The organism is Streptomyces sp. NPDC054956, from assembly GCF_053609185.1.
In genome coordinates, this window is record NZ_JBSGXB010000038.1 from 14,082 (window position 1) to 37,768 (window position 23,687).

The 23,687-nt window shown below is 68.9% G+C and carries 13 protein-coding genes and 2 pseudogenes; 14 read left to right on the forward strand and 1 reads right to left on the reverse strand.

Annotated elements, in window-relative coordinates:
- Nucleotides 1–32 precede the first annotated feature (32 nt).
- The 13 genes and pseudogenes from ACWGDE_RS10000 (at nucleotide 33) to ACWGDE_RS10060 (ending at nucleotide 21,183) form a co-directional block, all read left to right on the forward strand.
- On the forward strand, nucleotides 33–890 hold the full coding sequence (locus ACWGDE_RS10000; RefSeq protein WP_453388499.1) for a hypothetical protein: 858 nt from the start codon (nucleotides 33–35) through the stop codon (nucleotides 888–890).
- Nucleotides 871–6,282: an AAA family ATPase gene (locus ACWGDE_RS10005; RefSeq protein WP_453388500.1), complete on the forward strand. Its 5,412-nt coding sequence runs from the start codon at nucleotides 871–873 to the stop codon at nucleotides 6,280–6,282. The genes ACWGDE_RS10000 and ACWGDE_RS10005 overlap by 20 nt, the downstream gene beginning before the upstream one ends.
- A gap of 1 nt (nucleotide 6,283) precedes the next feature.
- A complete protein-coding gene (locus ACWGDE_RS10010) occupies nucleotides 6,284–7,732 on the forward strand; it encodes a HEAT repeat domain-containing protein (protein ID WP_453388510.1) in 1,449 nt (482 codons plus the stop codon).
- A 151-nt stretch (nucleotides 7,733–7,883) separates the two neighbouring features.
- A complete protein-coding gene (locus ACWGDE_RS10015) occupies nucleotides 7,884–8,468 on the forward strand; it encodes a GNAT family N-acetyltransferase (protein WP_453388501.1) in 585 nt (194 codons plus the stop codon).
- Nucleotides 8,469–9,819: 1,351 nt separating this feature from the next.
- A complete protein-coding gene (locus tag ACWGDE_RS10020; protein ID WP_453388502.1) occupies nucleotides 9,820–10,311 on the forward strand; it encodes a hypothetical protein in 492 nt (163 codons plus the stop codon).
- A gap of 380 nt (nucleotides 10,312–10,691) precedes the next feature.
- On the forward strand, nucleotides 10,692–10,925 hold the full coding sequence (locus tag ACWGDE_RS10025) for a hypothetical protein (RefSeq protein ID WP_453388503.1): 234 nt from the start codon (nucleotides 10,692–10,694) through the stop codon (nucleotides 10,923–10,925).
- Between the two features lie 148 nt (nucleotides 10,926–11,073).
- Nucleotides 11,074–12,525, forward strand: coding sequence for an NF041680 family putative transposase (locus tag ACWGDE_RS10030; protein WP_453388511.1), 1,452 nt, complete (start codon nucleotides 11,074–11,076; stop codon nucleotides 12,523–12,525).
- Between the two features lie 372 nt (nucleotides 12,526–12,897).
- On the forward strand, nucleotides 12,898–13,356 hold the full coding sequence (locus tag ACWGDE_RS10035) for a hypothetical protein (protein ID WP_453388504.1): 459 nt from the start codon (nucleotides 12,898–12,900) through the stop codon (nucleotides 13,354–13,356).
- 446 nt (nucleotides 13,357–13,802) lie between these two features.
- Entirely contained in the window at nucleotides 13,803–14,213 is a 411-nt protein-coding gene (locus ACWGDE_RS10040; RefSeq protein ID WP_453388505.1) for an effector-associated constant component EACC1, read from the forward strand.
- A complete protein-coding gene (locus ACWGDE_RS10045) occupies nucleotides 14,210–18,721 on the forward strand; it encodes a caspase, EACC1-associated type (protein WP_453388506.1) in 4,512 nt (1,503 codons plus the stop codon). Before ACWGDE_RS10040 ends, ACWGDE_RS10045 begins: the two co-directional genes overlap by 4 nt.
- Nucleotides 18,722–19,025: 304 nt before the next feature.
- Nucleotides 19,026–19,298: a hypothetical protein gene (locus ACWGDE_RS10050; protein WP_453388507.1), complete on the forward strand. Its 273-nt coding sequence runs from the start codon at nucleotides 19,026–19,028 to the stop codon at nucleotides 19,296–19,298.
- A gap of 40 nt (nucleotides 19,299–19,338) precedes the next feature.
- A pseudogene (locus ACWGDE_RS10055) lies at nucleotides 19,339–20,171 on the forward strand (IS5 family transposase).
- A gap of 70 nt (nucleotides 20,172–20,241) precedes the next feature.
- Nucleotides 20,242–21,183: pseudogene (locus tag ACWGDE_RS10060) on the forward strand (IS5 family transposase).
- A gap of 15 nt (nucleotides 21,184–21,198) precedes the next feature.
- Here ACWGDE_RS10060 and ACWGDE_RS10065 read toward each other — a convergent pair.
- Nucleotides 21,199–21,522: a hypothetical protein gene (locus ACWGDE_RS10065; RefSeq protein WP_453388508.1), complete on the reverse strand. Its 324-nt coding sequence runs from the start codon at nucleotides 21,520–21,522 to the stop codon at nucleotides 21,199–21,201.
- Between the two features lie 505 nt (nucleotides 21,523–22,027).
- On the opposite strand from ACWGDE_RS10065, the gene ACWGDE_RS10070 reads away from it, so the two are divergent.
- A complete protein-coding gene (locus ACWGDE_RS10070; RefSeq protein ID WP_453388509.1) occupies nucleotides 22,028–23,509 on the forward strand; it encodes a hypothetical protein in 1,482 nt (493 codons plus the stop codon).
- Nucleotides 23,510–23,687 lie beyond the last annotated feature (178 nt).

The following is a 23,687-nucleotide window of genomic DNA, read 5'->3' on the forward strand; positions in this document are numbered from 1 at the left end:
GACCTCACCTATCGGACCGGCATGGGGCGGGCATGGCGCGACTGGTCAGTGTGCACGGGATAGGTCAGCAATATTCGGGAGAGCGGCAGTTGCACGCCGCCTGGCATCCCGCGCTGGCCGACGGGCTGACCCGTGCGGGTGCCCCGCCGCTGCCGGAGTCGGATCTTGAGTGCGCCTTCTACGGAGACCTGTTCCGCACCGCCGGCCGCACCCTCGCCGTGCAGGACCCGCCCCTCGACGCCTCCGATGTCGCCGAGGGCCTGGAGAGCGACCTGCTGCTCGCACTGTGGGCGGAGGCCGCCCGCACCGACGAGGCGGTCCTGCCGCCCGACGCCCGCACCCTCGCCCGCACCCCGGGCGCCGTCCAGAGAGCCCTGAACGCCCTCAGCCGCTCCCGGTTCTTCGCCGGTGTCGCCCTGCGCGGGCTCGTCGCGGATCTGAGGCAACTGCGCGCCTATCTCACGGATCCGGCCGTGTACGCGGCCGTGCAGCAACGCCTCGCCGACCGGATCGCGCCCGACACCCGGGTCCTCGTCGCCCACTCCCTGGGCACCGTCGTCGCCTACGAGGCCCTGTGCGCCCACCCCGAGTGGCCGGTGCGGACCCTGGTCACGCTCGGTTCGCCCCTGGGCATCCGCAACCTCGTCTTCGACCGACTGCGCGTCCCCGGCAACGGCAAGCCCGGGGACTGGCCCGGATCCGTCGAGCAGTGGACCAACATCGCCGACGAGGGCGACGTCGTGGCACTGCAGAAGGACCTGCGCCCGCTGTTCGGGCCCCGCGTCGAAGGCCACCTCGTACGCAACGGCGTACGGGCGCACGACGCGACCCGGTACCTGAACACGCCCCAGACGGGGCGGGCGGTGACCGGTGGCCGGCAGAGCGGATGAAGGCCGCCGGTACCTGCTGAGCACCGCCGTCCTCAACGTCACGGCCCACCCGGACGCGGCCCGACCCGAACTCGCGGACGACGTGAGCCGCATGGACGCCCTCTTCCTGGACGAACTCGGCCACACCCGCGGCGCGGACCTCGGCCTCGACCCCACCCGGGAGTTACTGGCCAAGGCGCTGCGGGCGTTCGCCACTTCGCCCGAGCGGCGCCCCGACGACCACGTCGTCCTGTACCTCGCCGCGCACGGCGTCACTTCCGAGGACAGCGGCCGTCACTACCTCCTGCTCTCCGACAGCGACGCACGCGATCCGCACGGCACGGCCCTGCCCACCGAGGAACTCATCGCCCTCCTGTGGGAGGGCACGTCCATCGAGCGCCTCCTCGTCCTCGTCGACTGCTGCTACGCGGAACAAGGAACCGACAGCGCCCTCAAGTCGGCATTGAGGGCTCGGCAGTTCCGTGAACCCATCACCGAGCACGGCCCCACCGGGCTCGTGCTCGTGGCCTCCTCCCGACGCAAGGAGGAGTCGTACGTCGGCGCCCTGTCCGCGGCCTTCGACAGGGCCGTGCGCCGCCGGTCCACCGTGGGGAACGCGCCCGCCCACATCAGCGTCGAACACGTCATGGCCGCCATTGCCGCCGACCCCGAGGTCCCGCCCGCGCAGCGGCCCGTCTGGTCCCTGTCGCACGCCACTGGCGGCATCCCCGTCTTCCTGCCCAACCCGCGGCACGTCCCCGACGCCTCCGGGCGCAAACTCGACGAGCTGGACCGGATCATCGCTCTCGGTGGCCGCGAACGACTGGCCCGTGAAGAGGAGTTGACCAACTTCTTCCTGCCCCGGGCGCGCGGCACGGACGTGCCCACCGACGAGGTCTGGGACTTCACCGGACGCCGGACCGCACTCACCGACGTCACCGCCTGGCTCGACCGCACCCGCGCCGCCGACCGGCTGTGCGTCGTCACCGGAGACCCCGGCTCCGGCAAGTCCTCCTTGCTCGGCATGGTCGCCGTGCTCACCGACCCGGACCGCGGCGCCGCCGTGCCGCGCGCCGGCCTGCCCGACGTACTGCCGGAACCGGACGCCGTCCACGTGGCCGTCAACGCGAGCCACAAGTCCACCCGGCAACTGCTCGACGCGCTGGCGGCCGCGGCGGGTAGCGCCGCCGAGTCGCTCGGCGCGCTCACCACGCACATCCAGTCCCGCACCGCGCCCCTCGTGGTCCTCATCGACGGCCTCGACGAGGCACTGGACCCGCAAGAGGCCGTCGACGACCTGGTGATACCGCTCGTGGATCCGCAACGCCAGCTTCCCTTGAGGCTGTTGGTGGGGGCGAGGCCGCACATCGCCCGCCGCCTGCCCGCGAGCGCCACGGTGATGGACCTCGACAGCGAGCGGTACGGCGACCCGGGGGCGGTGCGCGCCTACGTCCGCAAGCTCCTCACCGCGCCCGGTTCCACCCTGGTGTGCGCCGAACCCGGCGTCGTCGACTCCGTGGCCGGGGCCATCGCCGACGCGGCCGGCCGCTCCTTCCTCGTCGCCCGCATCACCGCCCGCACCACCGCCCGCGCGGTGCGGGTGCCGCGTCCCGGTGACGCCGGCTGGCCCGCCTGGTGTGAGCAACTGCCCCGGCTGCCCGGCGAGGCCATGGAGCGCGACCTCGAACAGGCCCTCGGTCCGCTCGCCGGCCGGGCCCGCGACCTGCTGCGCCCCCTCGCCTTCGCCCAGGGCGCGGGGCTGCCCTGGGCGGGCGTGTGGCCCCGGCTCGCCTCGGCGCTCAGCGGCCGGGCCTGCGGTGACGAGGACATCGTGTGGCTGCGCCAGGCCGCCGGCTCGTATGTCGTCGAAGGCGTCGAGGACGGCGGCTCGGTGTACCGGATCTACCACCGTGCCCTCATCGAGCACCTGCTTGCGGACCAGGACGTCGAGCGGGTACAACGCACGGCGACCGAGGTGCTGCGCGACGTACAACACCCCTACGTACGGCACTACTTGGCGTTGCATGCCGGTGAGGGCGGGGTGCTCGACCCCCTGGTGCAGGACGCCGCGTTCGTGCTCGGCTCCGACACGGGTCAACTCCTCGCCTCGCTGACCAGGTTGCGTACCGCCGACGGCCGCCGGGCCGGGCGCGCGGTCCGCGACGTAGAGGCCGTGCTGCGCGGTCGCCCACCTGGCCCCGCCGACCCGGAGGTCCGGGCCAGGCTGCGGCTCGCGGCGGTCTGCCGCACCGCGACCAGGCTCGCCGACTCCTGCGACACGGCCGGGGAGGAGCCGCTGCCGTGGCGGGTCCGCTGGGCGGCGTGGAACCCGCACGGAGGGGCGCGGAGCTACGACGGAATGCGGGCGGGCACCGGGTACGGCGTGGTGGTTCACGACGAGGGCAGAGCCTGGTTCCTGGAGAAGCGGCCGTCGGACGAAGAGGCGTTCGCCTGGGACCTGGACACGGGGGAGCGTACGCGACTGCCCGCGTCGGGCGGGCGCATGGACGGCGTGACGTGGTCCGCGCCGGCCGGTCTGCCCGGATGGGGAGTAGTGGTGGAGCACTACCGGCGGTGGAGCTATCGCGACGGGGTGGGCTCTGCGCTGACGTGGCGGGTGCTGCACGCCTGGCACGCCCCCACGGGCCGGTACGAGTCCTGGAAGCTGCCGACGAACGAGCAGGCCGACGGGGGCTACGAGCGCACCGGCATGCGCTGGGCCGACCAGGTCCTCGTCCAGGGCGCCTCCGGCATGCCGGAGCTCGCGACCCTGCGCTTCCCCGACGGATCACTGCTCACGTACGAGCTGAAGGAGGGGAGCTCCGTCCCGCGCATGCCGCGGCGCCGGCGACGCCGTCTCTCGGACGACGAGGCGCGCCTGCAAACGGAGCTGGAAGGGCAGCGGCCGGCGTCGTTCCTGCACTGGATGCCCGCAGGCGGGCAGGCGCGCACCACTGTGCGGGCCGCCCTCTCCTCGGGCGGCACGGTGTCCGGGGAGTCCGACGGCTCGGTCCGTTACGGCGACTTCGGGCCCGGCGATCACCGGTACCCGGATGAAGACGCAGGCCAGGTGCGCACCGGGCACCGAGGCCCCGTGCACCTGCTCGTGCCGGTGACCGGGCATCCCCTCGGCCCCCTCGTCGTCACCGCGAGCCGGGACGACGCCACGGTACGGCTCTCCGCGCGCGGCACGCGCGAGCCCGTCCGCGTCCTCCTCGACGGGGAGGTCCCGGTGTCCCTGGCCGTCCACCGCGTCGGCCGCCAGTGGATCGTCGCCGTCGCCACCGCCGAGGGGCGGCTGCACCGCATCGACCTGGACAGCGGGCGGCCCATCGGACTGCCCCTGCGCATCGATCGCACCGGGGGCCTGCGCGTCGCGACGTTCGATCTCGGCACGCTGCCCTGCGTCTCCGTACAGGGCGACGTGTACGGGCTCCAGTTGTACGACCTCGTCACCGGCGACCAGGTCGGCGGTCAGAGCCAGTACCACGAAGCGGCGGCCGTCTGCGCCGTGGACGGCACGGTGTGCGTGGGCGGCAGCGACGGCGTCGTGCGGATCTGGCCGACTCCGCGCGCCGCCGACTCGACGCAGGTCACGGGGCACCCGGGCGCCCGGGTGCTCGCCGTCGGGCCGGTCGCCGGTCCGGTCGGGCGCAGGGCCGTGATCAGCGTGGGCGATGACCACGAGACGCGCTGCTGGGACGCCACGGACGGCCGTGAACTGTGGCGGCGCCGCATCCCGCGTCCGACTCCGTGGGAGGTGCCGATGGTGTCCTGCGCCGCGATCGGGCCGCTCTCCGGGGAGCGCGACGTGGTGGTGACCGGCGAGTACGGCGGCCGCGTAGGGATTTGCGTGCTGAAGGCCGGAGTTCCCGTCGAGGAACAGGAGTTCACGGTCCCCGGCATCGCCACGACGGTGACGACCGGCCGCGTCCTGGACCGGGACGTGGTCGTCGTCGGTACCGACACTGGCCGGATCACCTGCTGGGACGTGACGCACGGCCGGACGTACGCACAGGGCCCCGAGCCCACGAGCCCCGCCTGGACGACGGCCCTCGCGCTCGCCCCCGGCGGCCGGGGAAGACTGATCGCCGGCACCGACGGCGGCCGCGTACAGGAGTGGTCGCTGCCCTCGTGCCGCCCGGTGGGGGAGCCCCGCGCCGTACACCGGGGCCGCGTCCGGGCACTGCGCTTCCTGCGCGGGCGGCCCTTCAGCGGTGGCAACGACCACCGGCTCGTGGACCTGGACGGCGGCTGGGAGCGCCGGCTGCCCCAGGACGTGGCCTGCCTGGCCGACGACGCGGACAGCCTGCTGTGCGGCACCGGCACCGGCCGGGTGTGGCGGCTGACCGGGAGCGGCGGGGACTGGGAGGTCACCGATGCCCTGGACACGGTTCCGCCGGTCTCGGCCGTCGCGCTGCTGGCGACGGACTCCGCCGGGCCGGGCGGGGCCGCCGCGGACGTCGTCGTCGGGACCACGGACGGGCTCGTCCAGGTGCGGGCAGGGGCTGACGGGACGCTGCGGCATCGGCTGCGGTCCCTGACCGACGGGCCGGTAGAGGCGCTCGTCGGCATGCGATGGCCGGTGCCGGGCCAGCGGCCCCGCCCGATGCTGCTGGCGCGGAGCGGGGCCGGCGTCATGGAGCACTGGGACCTGGGGGAACGGCCGAGACCGCCGGAGTCGGGCAAGCCTCTGCGCCCCCCGATGCCGCACTGGGGTACCGCGTACAGTTCCGTACGACTGAGGGCGCTGCCCGAAGCGGAGCCCGGCGCGGGCCAGTCGGTGTACTCGCTCGCGCTCACGGCGCTGGGTATTCAGGTGCATGACATGATGTGCGGCCCGGTCCTGGAGTGGAACTGGTTCGCATCCGGACCCGCGCCGACCGTCTCGGGCAACGTGGCGGTGCTCCGTTGCCCGGGGCGAACCCTGTTCGCGGTGCCGACGCCGGACCGTGGCCTGTTCCTGCTCGACCGGGAAACGGGCCGCAGGGTTCGGCTGCCCGTGGACGGAGTGCGGGAGGTGTCCGTCGTGCGAGTCGCCCGGGGGCACGGACTCCTGGTCGTCGGCGGCTCGGAGACCCGCGTCGTGCCGTTCGCCCCGCTGTTGCTCGCCCTGGACCGGCAGCGGGGGAAGGGGGCGACGCCCGACTGGGCCGGTACGAAGACGTTCAAGGTGGACCCGCCCCCGACCCATCGGCACCCCGCCGCGCTGCCCGGCATCCGGTTCGCGGCCGTCCTGCCCGGCACGGAGCGCTACGCCGTGGCCGCGGGGCGCCGCGTCGCCGTCGTCGGGGTTCGCGACGGTGCGGTGCGCGGCGTCATCGGGCTGCCTTCCGTTTGTACGGCTCTGGAGGCGGGCCCGGGCGGGGAGCTGGCCGTGGGAACCCGCAACGGCGTGATCCTCTTCGACTGACATCCCGCCTTCCGCCCGACACACAGCGATCCGCTCAGGTGCGCCGCTTCGAAGCGCGCTTGATGTCGCCGACCCCGGTGACTGGCTCGCGCTGGACGCGGCAGTGCGTGAGGCGGACGGGTGCCGTCCGCACATCCTGCCTGGGCGGGAGCACTTCGCCCCACTGCCCACTGACCTGACTCAGCTCGGCGAGTCCCGGCTCGCACTCGCCCTCTGCCACCGCGACGGCCGGATCCGTCAGGAGGCGCCGCGCCGGTCGGTCCGATACCCCGGTCTGCTGCCGTTGGTCGTGATCCGCTGCGCTGATTGGGTCAGCCCAGTGCGCGAGCACGCCCGGCAGTTGCTGCGTGAGGCCCTTGACTTGCACTCTGCCCTCGCCCTCACGCCACTCGTCCTGCGCGTCGGCCGCCGCGACAGAGGTGCCTTCGGCGTCGAACAGCTCGCCCGGAACCTGCGTCAGGCATCCCACGGACAGCTCGCTGTTCTCTTCACCGCCCCCGACCGCAACGTCCGGCGGTTCGCGTACCGGCTGGCCATCGAGGTTCGGCTGCTCCGTCCCGCCGAGCTGGCCCGCGCGGCCGCCCGGGACCAGGACACCGTGGTCCAGGACCTGTGTGCCACAGCTGCGCTCACGGCTCTGGGGGATGAGGATGCCTACGAGGACGTGCTGGCGCCGCTGCTGTCCGCACGCAACCCGCGTACCCGCTCGGCCGGCGTCACCGCGCTGCGACCGGCGGGGCGGTCGGAGCAGGCGGAGCCGTTCCTCAGCGACCGCTCCGCGCTCGTGCGCGCTTGCGCCCGGTATGTCGTGCGCCAGCAGGGAGACGATCCGTCGGCCTGGTACCGGGAGCGGTGCACGGCACCAGACGACCCCGAGTTGCCGCCCGGTGCGGTGATCGGGCTGGCCGAGTGCGGGAACCGCGCGGACGCCGGTCTGCTGCGACCGCTGCTCGTGCACCCGTCGCCCGGTGTGCGGGCGAGAGCGGTTGCAGGGCTGCGGGTACTGGACTGCGCGGATGCGAAACGGCTGCGGCCGCTCCTCGACGATCCTGCCGCCGGTGTCGTCCGCGAGACCGCCGCCGCCCTGCAGCCCTCGGCCAAGGAACTGCCCGCCGACTGGCTCATGGAGCGCACCGGCTCCGAGCGGCCGCGGCACGTCCGCGTCGGTGCGTTCCGGCTGCTCGACGCCCGCGGCGGCATCGTGGGACTACGGGCGGCGGTCGGTCTGTTCCAGGACCCGGACATAAAGCTGCGCACGTGGGCCGCGCAATCAGTACAGGGCTGGCATCCGTCGCCGGATGAGCAACGAGGCGACGCGGAGGTGGGCGACCTGCTCGACCGGAGCCGACACCTCTTCAGCGACCACGTGCTGCGCCGACGCAAGTGGGAAGCCGGGGTGGACGGCCGGGACCGCACCACGGTCCAGAACCCTGCTCAACACGGGCCGTAGTCGACGTCGGTGAACTCGACGACGAGGTCCCCGGCGCGGGCGTCCGCCGTCCTTGAAGCAGGCCACCTCGACTGGATCACCCGGGCCACCCGCCAACCCTCCGCGCGCTCCGCAGCGCGTCGCCGCGGAGCGGCCCGGGTAGCATCGCCCGATGCTGCGCATCGAAGCCGCCGTGCCCACCGCCCGACTGATACTTCGCCCGTTCCGGCCCGAGGACACCGAGCACGTTCACGACTACCAGCGCCGGCCTGACGTCGCCCGGTTCATGCGGTGGGAGCCGCGCGGACTGGAAGACGTCCGGGTGGTGGTGGAGCAGATGGCCCGGGAGGCGGAACTGGCCTGGGACGGGGACTGTCTCAGCCTGGCGGTCGTCGAGCCGGCCACGGGAACGGTCATCGGGCAGGTCGAACTGGTCCTGCTCAGTGCGGAACACCGGCAGGGCGAGATCGGTTACGTCTTCCACCCCGCCCACCACGGCAAGGGGTACGCAACCGAGACCGCGGTCGCCGTCCTGAGCCTGGCGTTCGACACGCTGGGGCTCCATCGGGTGGTAGGCCGCTGCCGCGCGAACAACACCGCCTCCGCCGGGCTCCTCGAGCGCCTCGGCATGCGCTTGGAGGCCCGTTTCATCGGAGCGCAGTTCTCCAAGGGGGCATGGCAGGACAACCTGGTGTACGCCATGCTCCAGCAGGAGTGGCAGGCCCTCGGCCACCCGCCCGTGGACGTCGCGCGCTGAAGTGGGAGTGCGGGCTTCCTCGGTCTTCCGAGGTTCAGAGGGTGGCTGGGGCTCCCGACGGCTGACCTCGGACGGTCGAGGTTGCCAAGGTGCGGCTGTTGAGAAGGGGTCCGAACTGGGGCCCTCAAGCCGGGTGGTGCTGGTCGTCCGGAGACTGGTCGCCAGCGACCGGACAGCGGCACTGTTCAGCTCGGGTATCACGGGGGCTACTTCTCCACTGAGCGTCTTCGAAGCAGGCTGTGATGAGCGCGAGTTGAACGCACCTGCGCAGCGACGAATCTCCTGGGAGACGGGTTCTCAATTGAGATCACCGATGCCTGCCAGGAGCTTTGCGCTCTTGTCCACCCGTCGGCGATTGATCTGTCCGGCTGCACTCTGCGGTTCCTGACCGGACGGCTGAAGGCCGGGCGGCAGGAGGCCGGCACGCGTTGGCGACGCCTCAAGCGGCGGAAGCTCCGCCGCAACACCACCCACGCCAAGTCCGCTGCCTCGGCGAGCAGGCCAGGGCCACCCTGAAGGGATGGCGTCCCCTGCGGAAGCTCGGCTGCAGCACCAACCGCATCACAGCGATCGTCCAGGCCGTCCTCGTCCTTCACCACGCGTCAGCGTCAGGTTGGAAAAGGCTCCGCGACTGGCCCATCGGTAGACCGATAGGCCAGTCACGCACGAGCGGAGCTTGACGTGAGGGTCAGCGGAGGAGCGATACCTCTCCCTACGCCGCCTGACCGATGCGGTTCCGGATCGTGCGGCCGCGATGAGATGATCAAGCCGTGGTTGCCGGCATCTTTTGCTCAGTGCCAGCCCGTGCAGGCGATGCGGTTCGTGCTCGAGTTGTACAGACATGCGCGGACGACATAGAGGGGCCGTCATATATCTCGTCACCCAAGCCGCTGCTGTTGAGCATGAAGCCCCACTTCCCGTCCCAGTGACCGTGAAGCGGTTGACGGTGCCCGGAGCCGGCCCGCTTGCGGTGCTGGGCGATGTCCGGGTGTCCGGGCGGGGCCGCGAGGTGGCGGGCCGGGCCTGGGGCGAGTTGTCCTGGCCGTCCCGCGTGCGGGGCGTGGCCGAGGCTGGGGAGGGTGTTGTCCGGCACGAGGTGTCGTACGCCGGTCTGGGGGAGGAGTGCGTGTGCAAGCGGCACGATTGCGGGGGCATCGCCCCGGTGATGTGGTGCCCGAAGCGCGGGGCATCGCGCCCGTGATGGAGTGGCACCCCGGCGGCGGCATCCGTTGCACCACACTGCGCCGCAGCCGGCGGGAAGCGAGTCTTGCCCGGGCCGGGGCCGGGCAGAATGCGGCGTGCGACTGATGACGAGAAAATTGAAGGTCTTCATTGAAGGGTGCGAATTCGGATGGCAGCGGTAAAGAGGCATGTTAATTGGGGATTCGCGGAAAGCGTGTTGAGTGCGGTCCTTCCTGGATCAACAGCATATGATCCGGATAGGATTACTGGCATCCCGCTGGATGACTGGAGAGAATTTGACATCGAAGAACGCGATTCCGATGTCATCGAGGACGACTTTCTGTCGTACTGTGACGACCTCGAAGGCCCTCTCGTTGTAGTAAACAGCACCAGCTTCGACGAGGATCAAGGTCCGTTCTTTGTCGATGCTTCGCATCTTGTGGATTTCGTAAAGGAGTTCCACACTCGTGTCCGCGACTACTTTATGTATGCCAGCGTGGTTGTCGTCTCACCTGTCACTGGCTTCGTAATCGTCGTCCAGGATGACGGGTACATTGCCAAGGTGCGCGGCAATGCTGTCATGGCGACGCGAATTGATGCAGGGGGTAGTGAGGAAGATTTCACGATCGTAGGGGCTACACGTCGCTATTCGGCGAGTTGACCCTTTAAATCGGCAGGGGCCCACCCAGTGTTCTTGCGGGGTGGGGCCTCTGGTGTGCTCAACACTGGGGTTGAACGGTGGGGTGAGCCCCCGGAGGGGTCGGGGTCTGATTGGGAGCGGTCGTCTCTTCGTCTGGCGGCTTTGCAGTGCCAGGGTTCCCCGCCGCCATGCGTTGCACAGTGACGCCAGTGCTCGGCCTTGGCAGCCCCAAGGGGTCCTTGATAAGCCTCTGGTGACCGAACGACGAGAGGCCCCTCCCCGTGCCCCTGAACGCCTATCCTCATGACCGAGCCGCGCTCAGCTTGTTGTTTAACCCCTGAGCCGTTGGCGTTTGGCGAACAGGGTCGAGGTGACTTCAGGCTCCGTGTGACCATCTCCGCATGCGCCTTGTTGCTGACGGCATGACGCCGACCTCACGGTTGGTACTCGTGGAGGACCTCGAGACCGACAACGGCCACGCCTTCGAGCTGGCGAGCCCGCTCTTCCTGGCTGTCGGCGATCGAATCGGTTTCGAGGGCGAAAGGCTTGCCGTAGTGCGGGCCAGCGGAGACCGGCTGACCCTGGCTGGCGACTGGTCAACTCGCTGTGGACTCAGAGCGGGACGCCTGCGGTAGAAGGGGCTCAGGTTGTTCTCTTCGGCCAGCCTCGTTCGTCGGATCGAACATGATCGCCCAGATGGGACTTCGCCGGACGTGGAGGCGGTCTTCGGCTGATCCTGTGCTCCGACCAAGGAACGCACCGAACCAGCACGAAGGCCGTGGGATGAGTCTGCTGCATCACGAGGCCCGAGCCGAGGAGTTCGCGGAGGCGTCACGCTTCCGGGGTGACTTCTACGGATGTCTGACCAGTCGGCGCGACGTGTTGTTCGAGCTGACCGACGCGCTTTTGCGCGCGGACGGGCCGGTGACGTCGCCGGTGGACCTGACGCTCTTGGCCGAGCACCGTCGTAGGCACGGCGCGCTGTACGACGCGCTCAACCGCGGTCGTCTCGACGTGGTGCGGCTGCGGCGGACGCTGGCCGCGTTGCCGCAGCCGAAGGCCGCTGACGATCGGCTTGTCCTGGCGGTGGATGTGAGCAAGTGGCTGAGGCCGGATGCTGAGTGCAGCCCGGACAGGCTGTTCTGCCACACCTTCGGCCAGGGCCGGGACCAGCACCTGATGATTCCGGGCTGGCCGTACTGGTTCGTCGCCGCCCTCGAATCGGGCCGCACGTCCTGGTGCCAGCTGCTGGACGCGGTACGGCTCGGCCCCGAGGACGACGTAGCCGAGGTCACGGCCGTCCAGGTCCGTCGTGTCGTCGAGGACATGATCGCCGGCGGACGCTGGTGCGAGGGCGATCCTGACATCCTGGTCGTTTACGACGCCGGCTACGACGCGCCACGGATGGCCTACCTTCTCGACGGGCTGCCCGTCGAGGTCCTGGGGCGGATGCGCTCGGACCGCGTCGTGCGACGGCCGGCACCCTCGCTCAAGGTGTACGCCGAGGCCTACCCCCGGGGCGGGCGGTATCCGAAGCACGGCAAGGAGTTCCGCTTCGCCAAGCCCGAGACTTGGGGCGAGCCCGACGTGGCGACCGTCCAGGTCACCGCCCGCTACGGAACCGCGCAAGCGATGGCCTGGGACCCTCTCCACCCCCGGCTCACCACCCGCTCAGCCTGGATCGACCACGATGGTGCACTCCCCATCATCGAAGGTACGTTGCTCCGCCCGGAGGTCGATCGGCTACCCGGTGGCGGAAACCCACTGCCGCTGTGGCTTTGGTCCTCCGCCACCGGCATGACCGGCGCTGACGCCGATCCGCGCTGGCAGGCGCTCCTGCGGTGCTTCGACCTGGAGCACACGTTCCGCATGATCAAGCAGACGCTCGGCTGGACCCGGCCCAAGCTCCGCACCCCGCAAGCCGCGGACCGGTGGACCTGGCTGATCATCGTCGCGCACACCCAGCTCCGTCTCGCCCGGCCGCTTGCCGAGGACATCCGCCGACCCTGGGAACGACCGATGAAACCAACCAGGCTCACCCCGGCCCGGGTCCGTCGGGGGTTCAGAAACCTCCGCCCCCACCTGCCCTGCCCGGCCCGTGCGCCCAAACCCACCCGGCCCGGCCCCGGCAGCCCGCTCGGCTCGAAGAACCAGCGACCCGCCACCCGCTACGACGTGGGCAAAACCGTCCGACGCCCCGAGAGCATCATCGAACGCGACCGGACCAGACCATAAAGAACAAGCTCAGTACCTGTTCCTGAGCCGGTCATGACAGGTGTGGCGTTACGCTTCGACGGGTTCGCCCCGTTCGAGGGGCGCGGGGGTTCGACCACGGGGGTGGGGCAGATGGGGCTCAACAGGCACGGTCGCAGGCTCGTCGCACACGGAGTGGGGTACGGACTGGCACTGCTGGCCGTGACTTCGTGCACGACGGCTCCGCTGTCGGGATCCGCGCCGTCCCGGTCGCCGCAGGCGCAGACCTCACCCGTCGCGTCGCCTTCGCCGACCCGGCTGGCGCCCTCGTCGGGGCCCGCCGTGCCGGTCGGGGCGGCGCGGCCCACGGTCGCCGACGGACCGATGTTGGCGTTGGTCCGAAAGAGCATGAAAATGCTGCCGTCCTACGAGATGCCGTCCGACGATTTCGTAGCGGTGATCCGGAGGGATCCGCCGGGCGCCGGTGAGCTCCTGTGGATGAAGGACGACCATACGTACTGCTCCGTGATCGTGCGCGAGGGGCTGGCCAGGATCGAGTGCGGGTCCCTGCCGGAGAGCCGGCCGCACGAGGGCGTCCTGTGGGCGAAGACGGAGCCATACCAGGAGAAGCCCGGAGAACAGCCCAGCCAGTTCGTCCTCCTTGCCGTCGTCGAGGGCGAGCACGGCCCGTACGACTACAAGGGGGCGGCGCCAGAGGCGGCGGGCCCGGTCCACAACGCCGTCGTGACCTTCGCCTCGGGCCGCCAGCTGGCTCTCCTCTCCTACGAGAAGCACTCGAGGCAGATTCCCGAGACCGAGATCTGCGGCGCGGACGGCGCCGTGTGCTTCCCGGCCTACTACCCGAACCGCTAGGTTCTGTCGACAGCCGGAGTGTGACTGAGCGGGTCGGTCGGTGGCTTCGCCAACTGACCCGCTCATTGGTCGGACGAATGATCGGGTGCGCCCTCCGGTCCTGGCCAGGATCGCCCCGGAGAAGGTCACCCGCGCCCACGAGATCGCGCTCGCCCACCTGCGGAGGGGAGCCCGGTCCGAACCTGTGCTCACTCGGTAACGGTCACTCCCCTCCCCTGTTCCCGGCCGATCGTCCGAGTGCGGGTTACAGGGTGCGGGCGAGGATCTTGTGGTGGGAGGCGTTGTGCGCTTCCTTGTAGGCCGGTAGCTCGCTCCACCTGGACGGTCACGAGCCACGAAAGTCTTGAATGAGTCTTTGACCGGGCGGATCCCTGAGGAGAGCATCGCTCACCTCAGGGATCGCACATTGACAACCGCATATTTCATGCGGTGCAGACGGGGGAACCATGGATGTCGCGGTAATCGCGGAAGGCCCAGACGCAGGAGACCACCTCCGCTCGCTCCGGGACTGGTTGGCCGATTCCCAGGAGTTGCGCGGGCGGGTCGAAGCGGTGGAGCTGCCGCCGGAGACCGGCACGCTGGGGCCGGTCCTGGACGCGCTGTCGGTCGCGCTCGGCCCGGCCGGTGCCGTGAGCGCGTTCGCCACCGGAATCATCGCCTGGCTCCGCACCCGCCGTGGAGACGTGCACATCAAGGTGACGCTTCCGGAAGGCAGCTCGCTCGAGCTGGCCGCAAAGCGGGTATCCGGTCTCGACACGCCCGCTCTGCAGCAGCAAGTGGCTCAGGTCGCTGATCTGTTGCGTCGGCAGCAAGCGGGCTCGGGCGAGCCCGAGCCCGAGCGTCATGAGTTGCCGTGACGGACCTGTCAGGTGTGGGAGTACGGGTCCTGCTGATCGCGACCGCCACGCACGAGGGCCCCCTGCTGACCTCTGTGCCCGCAGCCGCCACCTCCTGCAGGGATCTGCGCACGACCTTGATCGAACGCTGCGGGGTGCGGCCCGACCACCTGCGCACGCTGCTCGACCCGGCCGACGCGCAAACCATGGCGCGGGCCGTTACCGAGGAGGCGCAGCGAGCGGACACCGTGCTGCTCGTCTATTTCATTGGGCACGGTCTGCTCGGCCCGGACGGCGAGCTGTACCTGGCGGCCACCAGCACCGACCGCCTCACGCCCGGGATGGCCGGGCATCAGGCACTGTCGTTCTCCTCGCTGCGGCAAGCGCTGGAGGCGAGCCGGGCATCGTCCGTCGTCGTCGTCCTCGACTGCTGCTTCTCCGGACGGGCTTCATTGAGTGGCGGCCCGTCGTTGCCTGCGTTCACGATGACGCCTGCGCACGGCATGTACCTCATGGGGTCCGCGGAACAGCTGGCCCTGGCGCTTCCTGGCGCCGCACATACCGCGTTCACCGGCGCGCTCATCGAGGTGCTGACGCACGGCGACCCGCGCGGGCTCCACCAACTGACCTTGGACTCCGTGTTCGACGGAGTCTTCAGGGTGATGAGCGACCGACAGGGGCCGCTGCCCCGGCGCCAGGCAGGGGACCGCTCGGGAAATCTCGTCATCGCACCGAACCCGGCAGTGCCGGCGCAGCCGGAGCCTCCGGAGGAGCTGGAGCCCGCCCCCGGCCGCTGCCCATATCTGGGTCTGGACGCCTTCGGGGTGGACGACGCCGACGTGTACTTCGGGCGCGACGGCATGACGGAGCGGGTGTTCGGCGCACTCGCAGAAATGGCCGGGGCGGACGAGCCGGGCCCGCTGGTTCTGGTGGGCCCGTCCGGTTCGGGGAAGAGCTCTCTGCTCAACGCCGGTCTCACGGCCGGACTGCGCGAGCGAGGACTGCTCGGCACCACCTCCTGGCTACCGCTGCGCCTGACCCCCGGCAGGAGCCCTCTCCGGCGCCTGGCAGCTCTGCTCGACCATCGTGCCGAGCCTGCTGATCTGATGGGTGAGACCTCCGACCGCGCGGCCGAGCTGGCCGGCCGACTGCTGGCCGGTCGACCGGAGCAGCGGCTCATCGTCCTCGTCGACCAGCTGGAGGAACTGTTCACGCTGTGTCCCGACCCGTCGGAGCGCACCGCGTTCCTGCGGGCGGTAACGGCCCTGGTCCGGCCCTCGCCAGGGGGCCGGCCGGGGGCCCTGGTGGTGCTCGCGCTCCGGGCGGACTTCTATGGCCAGGCTGCCGCGCAGCCCGAACTGCTCGCCGCTCTGCGCGACAATCAACTGCTGGTTGAGCCAATGACCCCCGACGAGCTCCGCGCCGCCGTCGACGGACCGGCCGCAGCCGCCGGCCTGGTCCTCGACGAGGGCCTCGCCGACGTGATCCTGCACGAGTTCGGCGCAACGACCGACCAGCAACCGGCCGCCGGGGCGCTGCCGCTGCTGTCCCACGTCATGTGGGCGACCTGGCTGCGTCGCTCCGGAACGCGACTCACCGTCGCCCAGTACCGTGCCGCCGGAGGCATCGCGGAGGCGATCAAGACCACCGCCGACACCACGTACGACGGACTCGATCCGCAAGGTAGGGAAGCTGTCCGGCTCATGCTGCCCCGGCTGGTTCGCGTAGGAGAGGACACCGCCGACACGGCCCAGCCCGTGGACCGCTCCGCGCTCCTGCACGGCCTGCCCGACACGGCGGCCGCACAACTGGCCATCGACCGGTTCACCCAGGCCCGCCTGATCACCCTCGACCACGACTCCGCCCGCATCAGCCACGAAGCACTGCTACGCGCCTGGCCCCTGCTGACGGAGTGGGTCGATGCGGACCGGGACTGGCTGCGTGCCCGCCAGCACCTCGCCGCCGACGCCAAGGCATGGGAGCAGGCCGGGCGGGAGTCCTCGCTGCTCTACCGGGGAAGCAGGCTGGCCGCCGTACGGGAACGCGCCGCGTCGTCACCGGCGAGCGCGGGCGAACCCGACTCCGTGCTCGCCGAGTTCGTCGATGCCTCCTGGCGGCAGGAGCGCCGAGGTGCGCGCCGAACCCGGATCGCCGTCGCATTCCTCACGGCTCTGGTCGTCCTCGCCACATCCGGGCTGATCGGTTCCGTGATCTTCCAGCAGCGTGCCGAGCGGGCAAGCCAACGCGACCTGGCCCGCTACCTTGCCGCCGAGGCCGAGGACCTCCGCGACCAGCAGCCCGGTCTGGCCAAGCAGCTCAGCCTGGTCTCCTACCGGATGGACAGGGACGCGGGGCGCGGCGCGCTGCTCAACAGCCGACGCACGCCCGGAGTGATAAACGCAGACAAGCCGGCCCAGGACCTTGCCTACAGCGGCGACGGCCGCGTCCTCGCCATCTCCGTCGGAGACGCAGTGGAGCTGCGCTTCCCGGGCGGCTCCGCCCGGGTGGAAGCAGGCACGACCGGCCCCGTCACGATCAGCCGGGACGGCCGGACACTCGTCGCGGTCACCTACGACGAGCGGCAACCGAAGACGGCGTGGGTGCGACTGTGGGACATATCGGATCCCGGTCATCCGAAGCGGACCGCCGCGCCACAGCTGGACCACAGCGTCCACGCGCTCGCCCTCAGTGTTGACGGCAAGACCCTGTACGGCGGCCTGTCGAGCGGTGAGATCCGCGTCTGGGACATCGGCGACCGGACCGCGCCGAAGCCCCTCGCAACGCTCACCGGTCATTCCGCGGTGCTCGACTCCCTGGCCGTGTCTCCTGAGCGTGACCTGCTCGCCAGTATGAGCGTGGACGGCCGGATCCAGCTCTGGAAGGCGGCCGGCTCCGGACACCCCGAACGCATCGCCGTGCTCGAGGGGGCGAAGTACGACCGCAGCGGTTTCGCGGACTCGAGGCCGCTCCACCGGGTGGCCTTCAACCCCGACGGACAGATGCTCGCGGCTCCGGTCGCTCTGAGGAGCGGGGACGCGCTCGGGTTGTGGCAGTTGGAAGTGCCCGACACGCCACGAAAGATGGAAGAGAAGGGGGACGATTCGATCGGCAGATCCTGCATCGAGGGCCTGAATTCGTTGGTGTTCAGCCCGATCCGCGAGTACGTCGTCGGAGCCTGCGGCGGCACCTGGCAGGTGTGGATCTACCAGAAGACCGGCCGCTCCGAAACGATTCTCCCCGGGGCGTCGGGCGGGGGGACAGACTTTCATGACGCGGGGATGGTCCTGTTCGACCCCGCCAGTCCGCGCAGATTGTTGCAGGCCACCGCCCACGGGGTGCGCGTCTCCTACCTCAACAACTCGGCCCAGCCGGGTGCCCAGGCACTCATTCCGATATCGCCTGGCACCGGAGCCCAGTTCGACTACCGGTTGGTCGGCGGGAAGAAACTGATCGCCCTCCAAGGAGTGGGCGTGAACTATCTGCTGGACGCAACATCGGACGAGACCACGATCCTCAGCAGTACGCGCGCCCCCGACATGTTCACCGGAGCGGACATCGCCCTCAGCCCGGACGGACGCCTCCTCGCCGACGTCGAGTTGTACGAGAACGGTACGACCGACACGGACGGCAAGAAACAGCAAATCGTCGGTCTGCGGCTGCGCAGCACCTCGGCAGCTGAGGGCGCCGCACCGCTGGCCACCATCGAGGACCTGGACAACGGTGTGGCGGTGATCGCCTTCAGCCCCACCGCGCCCGTCCTGGCCGTGTCCGACATGAACGGCTTCAGAAAAGGCAACCACAAGAAACCGGGCGTTCGGATCTACGACATTGCGAACCCCGAGCATCCGCGGGAGATCGCCCGGATCGACGCGTCGTCCGTGATGCTCGCGTTCTCCCCGGACGGAAAGTCGCTCCTCCTCGCCGATACTCCCTTCACCGACGTGGACGACACTCGGCCCAAGCCTGCGGGTGAGTTGGAGAGCTGGGACCTCACCGACCCCGCACATCCACAGCAGCAGTGGGCACGCCCGAGCCAGGCCAGAGTCGACACGGTGCACATCGCGTTCCGGCCGGACGGGAAGCTGCTGGCCGTCTACGACATCGACGGCACACTGAGGCTGTGGCGTGTCGAGGGACACCAGCTCACCGAGGAGCTCTCCAGCGTCTCCGTGGGCGTCGACGCCAGCCCGATAGCCTTCAGCCCCGACGGAGCCCACCTCGCCTTGATCGCGAGGAAGACCGTGGGTGGCGATGAGCGCCCCGAGATCTGGGATCTGACCGATCCGAAAAGCCCCAGACGGAGTTCCTACCTGCCGAGCTCATCGACGGCCGCGTACGCGCTCCGGTTCACCCCGGACGGCGAGTACCTCGCCATCGTCAGGGCATCCGCGGGCGTGGAGCTATGGGACACCAACCCGGACCGGGCCATCGGTGACATCTGCGAATCGGCCGGCGACCCCATCACCCGGCAGGAATGGAAGCACTACCTGCCCGACAAACCGTACGAGCCGCCGTGCTCTCCCTCCTGAGAAGGCGTCCCGATCGTCGACTTTCTGGCCGCGGTGCTCCTCGCCGATGCAGGGCGACCCGGCAATTCGGGGTCCGCGGACCCATCGATTCCATCGAGGCCGAGGTCCTCATTCGGATCTGGATCGACGGCGGCATCGACCCCCACGACGCAGCCCAGCACCAGGCCTTCCAAGACCTGGCCGCCGCCGACCTGGTTACCCGCGGCGACATCAACGACCGCTTCCACGACAACGTGCTCTACAGCCTGCGGATGCTCCCCGAGCCGCCAGAACCTACCGACACGGACTCTGCGTCGCCACTGTCATGACCCTGCGCATCCCACTGACATCAACCCTGCGCACGACATCCTTCCCACTCCAGGTCGCCCTCCTGGCCCACCGGCGCGACAAGAGCAAGGACACGACCGCCGAGGAGATCATCACCATGCGCGGCGGCTTCGAAGAACCACTCGGTGACAACTACTTCTGCGAAGTGCCAACTACCGCTGAGAGGCACACCGAAGATCCCGACGGCAACGGAGGCCGGGGAGGGTTGCACCGGAAGGGGGCTGGAGGGTTGTTTGCAGGGGCGCACTAGGGCGTGTCCGCAATGTCGATGGGTCGTTACTCCGTTCGTGGTGCGACGTCATGAACTGACCGATCAGGCCTGGGAAGTCATCGGGCCGTTGCTGGCGCCGCCCCGGATGGGTCGTCCGGTGCGGGACCGGCGGCAGGTCCTCAACGGCATCCTGTGGAAGCTGTCCACGGGGGCTGCCTGGCGGGACCTGCCTGAGCGGTATGGGCCGTGGAAGACCGTCTACGAACGGTTCCGCCGCTGGTCAGCCGACGGAACCTGGGACCGGCTCCTGGCCCACGTCCAGCAGCACTCCGATGCGATCGGCGAAGTCGACTGGTCGATCGTCTGCGTCGACTCGACGATCGTGCGGGCCCACCAGCACGCGGCCGGAGCCCGAAAAGGGGGCCCTGGACCGGTGAAGCACTCGGACGCTCCCGCGGCGGACTGAGCACGAAGATCCACCTTGCCTGTGACGGCCGCGGCCGTCCCCTCGCGTTCACGCTCACCGGCGGGAACGTGAACGACTGCACCCAGTTCGAGCCGGTCATGGCCCGCATCCGGATCAACCGGTGCGGGCCGGGCCGGCCCCGCACCCGACCGGAGCGGGTGGTCGGCGACAAGGGCTACTCGTCCCGCAAAATCCGCTCCTACCTGCGCAGACGCGGCATCGCCTGCACCATCCCCGAGCGCGTCGACCAGATCAGCGGACGCCTGCGACGCGGCGAGAGCCTGTGCCGTCTCGACCGTGAGGTCTACCGGCGCCGCAACGTCGTCGAACGCTGCTTCAACCGGCTCAAGCAGAACAAGGCCCTCGCCACCCGCTACGACAAACGAGCCCGCCACTACAAAGCACTGGTCACCCTCGCCTGCCTGCGACTATGGCTCCCCAACTGACATTGCGGACACGCCCTAGGACGTGCGGCCGATCATGTGACTGGCTCGCTCCTGACTCGTTGGTCGGGGTATGGGGCGGGATCAGCGTGGTGACTTGTCGGATGCCGAGTGGGAACGGCTCTGGCCGTTCCTGCCGGTGAGCAATGGTCGTTGTGGCCGATGGCGAGACCATCGGCAGGTAATCGACGGGATTCTGCACCGAGTGCGGACCGGTGTGCAGTGGCGCGACCTTCCCGAGCGGTTCGGGCCCTGGAAGACGGTCTACGAGCGCCACCGGCTGTGGTCCGCAGACGGCACCTGGGAACATCTGCTGCAGCAGATCCAAGCCGCAGCCGACGCCGCGGGTGACGTGGACTGGGACGTCTCGGTCGACTCGACGAGCGTGCGCGCTCATCAGCATGCCGCCGGCGCCCGCAACGACCCGCCACCTACCACGGCCGCTCCAAAGGGGGGCAACGCGGCGGAACACCTGGCCGAACCTCCGTGGCAGAGCCTGGTCGGCCGGCTGGCGGAGGTGGTGCAGCAGGTGAGGGACTGGGCCGCTCGCGGGGTGGCTTCACCAGCAAGATCCACCTGAGCGCCGACGGTCGCTGCCGCCCGCTGTCCCTGCTCATCACTGCCGGCCAGCGGAGTGACAGCCCCCAGTTCCGACCGGTGCTGGAGAAGATCCGCGTTCCCCGTCTCGGGCCGGGCAGGCCCCGCAACAGGCCGGACAGCATCGTCCCGACACGGCCGGTTGCTGTAGGCCTTGTCAGAGTACCTGCGACGCCGGGGCATCCCGCACACGATCCCGGAGAAGGCCGACAGCCGGGCCGCCCGCCTGCGAAGAGGCGCACACGGCGGCCGGCCACCGGGGTTCGACGAGGACCGCTACAAGAAGCGCAACACCGTCGAACGAGCCATCAACAGGCTCAAGAACCACCGAGCAGTGGCCACCCGCTATGACAAGCGTGGCTACGTTTTCCTCGGCACCATCACAGCGGCAAGCCTCGTCATCTGGCTCCGCAGCTGACCGACCAGAGAGTTCCTAGGAACTCGCCTCAACCGGTGCGTTGTTGTGAGCGACCATCAGCTGAGCCATCCGGTGCAACCGATGCCATACGTGCACGCTGTCATGTTCAGCCAGCTCGGGAAGGACCCTCTCAATCTCGTCAGAGATGAACCTCACGGTCGCCATCCCCCGCTCGTGGAGGGAGCCGCCATTGGTGATCCACGTGTACGTGCAGCCCTCCATCCTGGTGTAAATCGACACTAGATCGACGCCTGCCACCTCAAGGCTGTTCCACCTGCCGTCCCACGGCTCATCCAGCAGGCATGCAACCACGGCTACAGGGTCTTCAGCAGCATCCATACCCACATTGTCGCGGGCCGCGCCGTCGGCGAGAAGCTGCGGCCGATCACCGCTGCCTGAATCCGCACCCGGCGCAGACAGGAGCCCGAGCACGAGGCAGCGCAATGATCGACCGGACAGCTCCTAGACGCCGGATGTGGATGGTGATCATTGCGTTTGTGCGGGGTGTCGTCAGCACTGGCCGCTTTTTTCCGCACCTGCGGCCTGATCGCCTGCTGCGGCCCGTTCTCGGGGTTGGCAGGCCGAGCAGGACGGGCTCGCTGGGTGTCGCAGAGTCGATCTGGCCGATCTCGCGCGGACGTGCCGGGCGGCGGCCTGGTCGATGACGGCCAGGCCGGCCTCGACGTCGGGGCCGGGCGGTCCAGGTGATCTGACGGTTCGTGGTGCTCGTGGTGACCGACAGATCCGTGCGAGGGCATCGTCAGATGCGCGCCTTGCGGGCACGCGCGATGCTGGTAAGAGCATCCCATCGTCTACCCGGGGGAAGTGACTGAGGGAGAGCGCGATGTGCGCATCAATTTACCGCGTCCTCGATACGCAGATGCTTCTACGCGAGGACGGCACCCCCATTTGGGAACTTGCCGATAATGATGAAATCTTCGACCTATCAGAAGCGCCTGAATCGGTGGGTGCCGCATATATGGGCCGCCGCATCCGCCAGCTGGCGCAGTTTAGATCGGAGAGCCTTCCTTACTATGAGGAGCCGTCCTACAAGGCCTTGAAAGAAGCCGGTGAGCTTGTCGGTTTTGGCGCAACCGTATTGAGCCTTGTGGAGGATCTAAATAAATGGGCATCCAATCTCCCCCCGGCCACAGACCCGGCCATTCGGCTGCTGAATCAGTTGAATGCAAAATTGCGCGAAATTCACGACTTTCAGCTGGCAGCCTGGGTTACAGAGCGGGAGCAAAGTCTCGCAGACCTGAATGCGTACGCGCAGACAGCCATAGGGTCTGCGAGAGACTTCGCGCAGGCATTGTTGACCGAAGTAGACCCTCTAGGTGATCCGTATTACGCTGACGTGATACATTCCGCCGAACACGATTCTTCTGTGGTCGTCAAGCAGCTGATGCAACCCGCCTTCTGGATGCGCCCGGAGAGTACTGCAGCAATCTCCACCAAGGGTGACCCTGTCCCCTATCCGACTGGCTGGATGGCTAATATGCCGGACCGCGCCGGAACGGATGAGTGGAACCGTGTTTGGGATCACAGATGGGCACTCCCCGCGTTGTTGTACGCCATCGCGGCAAGGGTTATCGTGCTAAAAGCTAGATATGCGGCAGACCTTTCCGTCATTCCGAAGGTAAGACAGGAGCTGGAAGGTTATATCGAATATCTCGGCAACGTGTGGAAGCGTATGGACTCAGGAATACGTCGAGGTCTCGAATATGCCGATTGGACGCACAGGCAGCGATCAGACTTCTCTAACAAGGGGTGGGTTCCTGCGTTCGTGGTCGACCTTAACGGGGCGGAGTGGATCGGCGGTGTGGCAGACGTTTACTCTCTCGACGAAGATGACTTCGCTTACTGGTGGAACGGCCCCAAGCCTCCCGCTGGCGAGATCGCGAATTTGGGTGGGACGTTCGAGCAGCAGGCCGCGAAGTTCATCCATCAAGTACAAGCCTGGGGCTACAGCTATGTAGCAGACGCCATCGGATGCCACGAACTCATGATGTTCATCGGCGAGCTATGGAACATACACGATGGCAACTACAGGTCACTACCATTCAGCAACTGGCAACGTCTCATTTCCGATATAATTTCGGATGCGGACCGTCGAAAGGATGCCCTGATCGCATCCCTCCTTTCGGATAGGAATCCTGCGCCGCAAGCAGGCAGGAAGGAATCTAACGCCTTCTATATTTACAATGCTCTTCGATCCGATCGCGGCGAGGCTTCGAAAGCTATCGAACAATGCGCAGAAGATCTCATTCGCATAGGCAGAGCAAAGCCCCCGTTCCGCCACTCCGAAGGGGCCCCGCTGCCTTGAACGACGAGTGCCCAGCGGCGACCATTGGACCCATGCCCCCGTGCTGCTGTGCACCGTGATTGTCTATCGGGGCCAAGTACGGTGCTCCTTACCGTGTTGGCGGGTTGATTCCGGTCCTTCGTACGATCGGGAGACCCAGGGGCCTGGGTGTGGCTTTACGGCGCTCATGCTGCGGTTG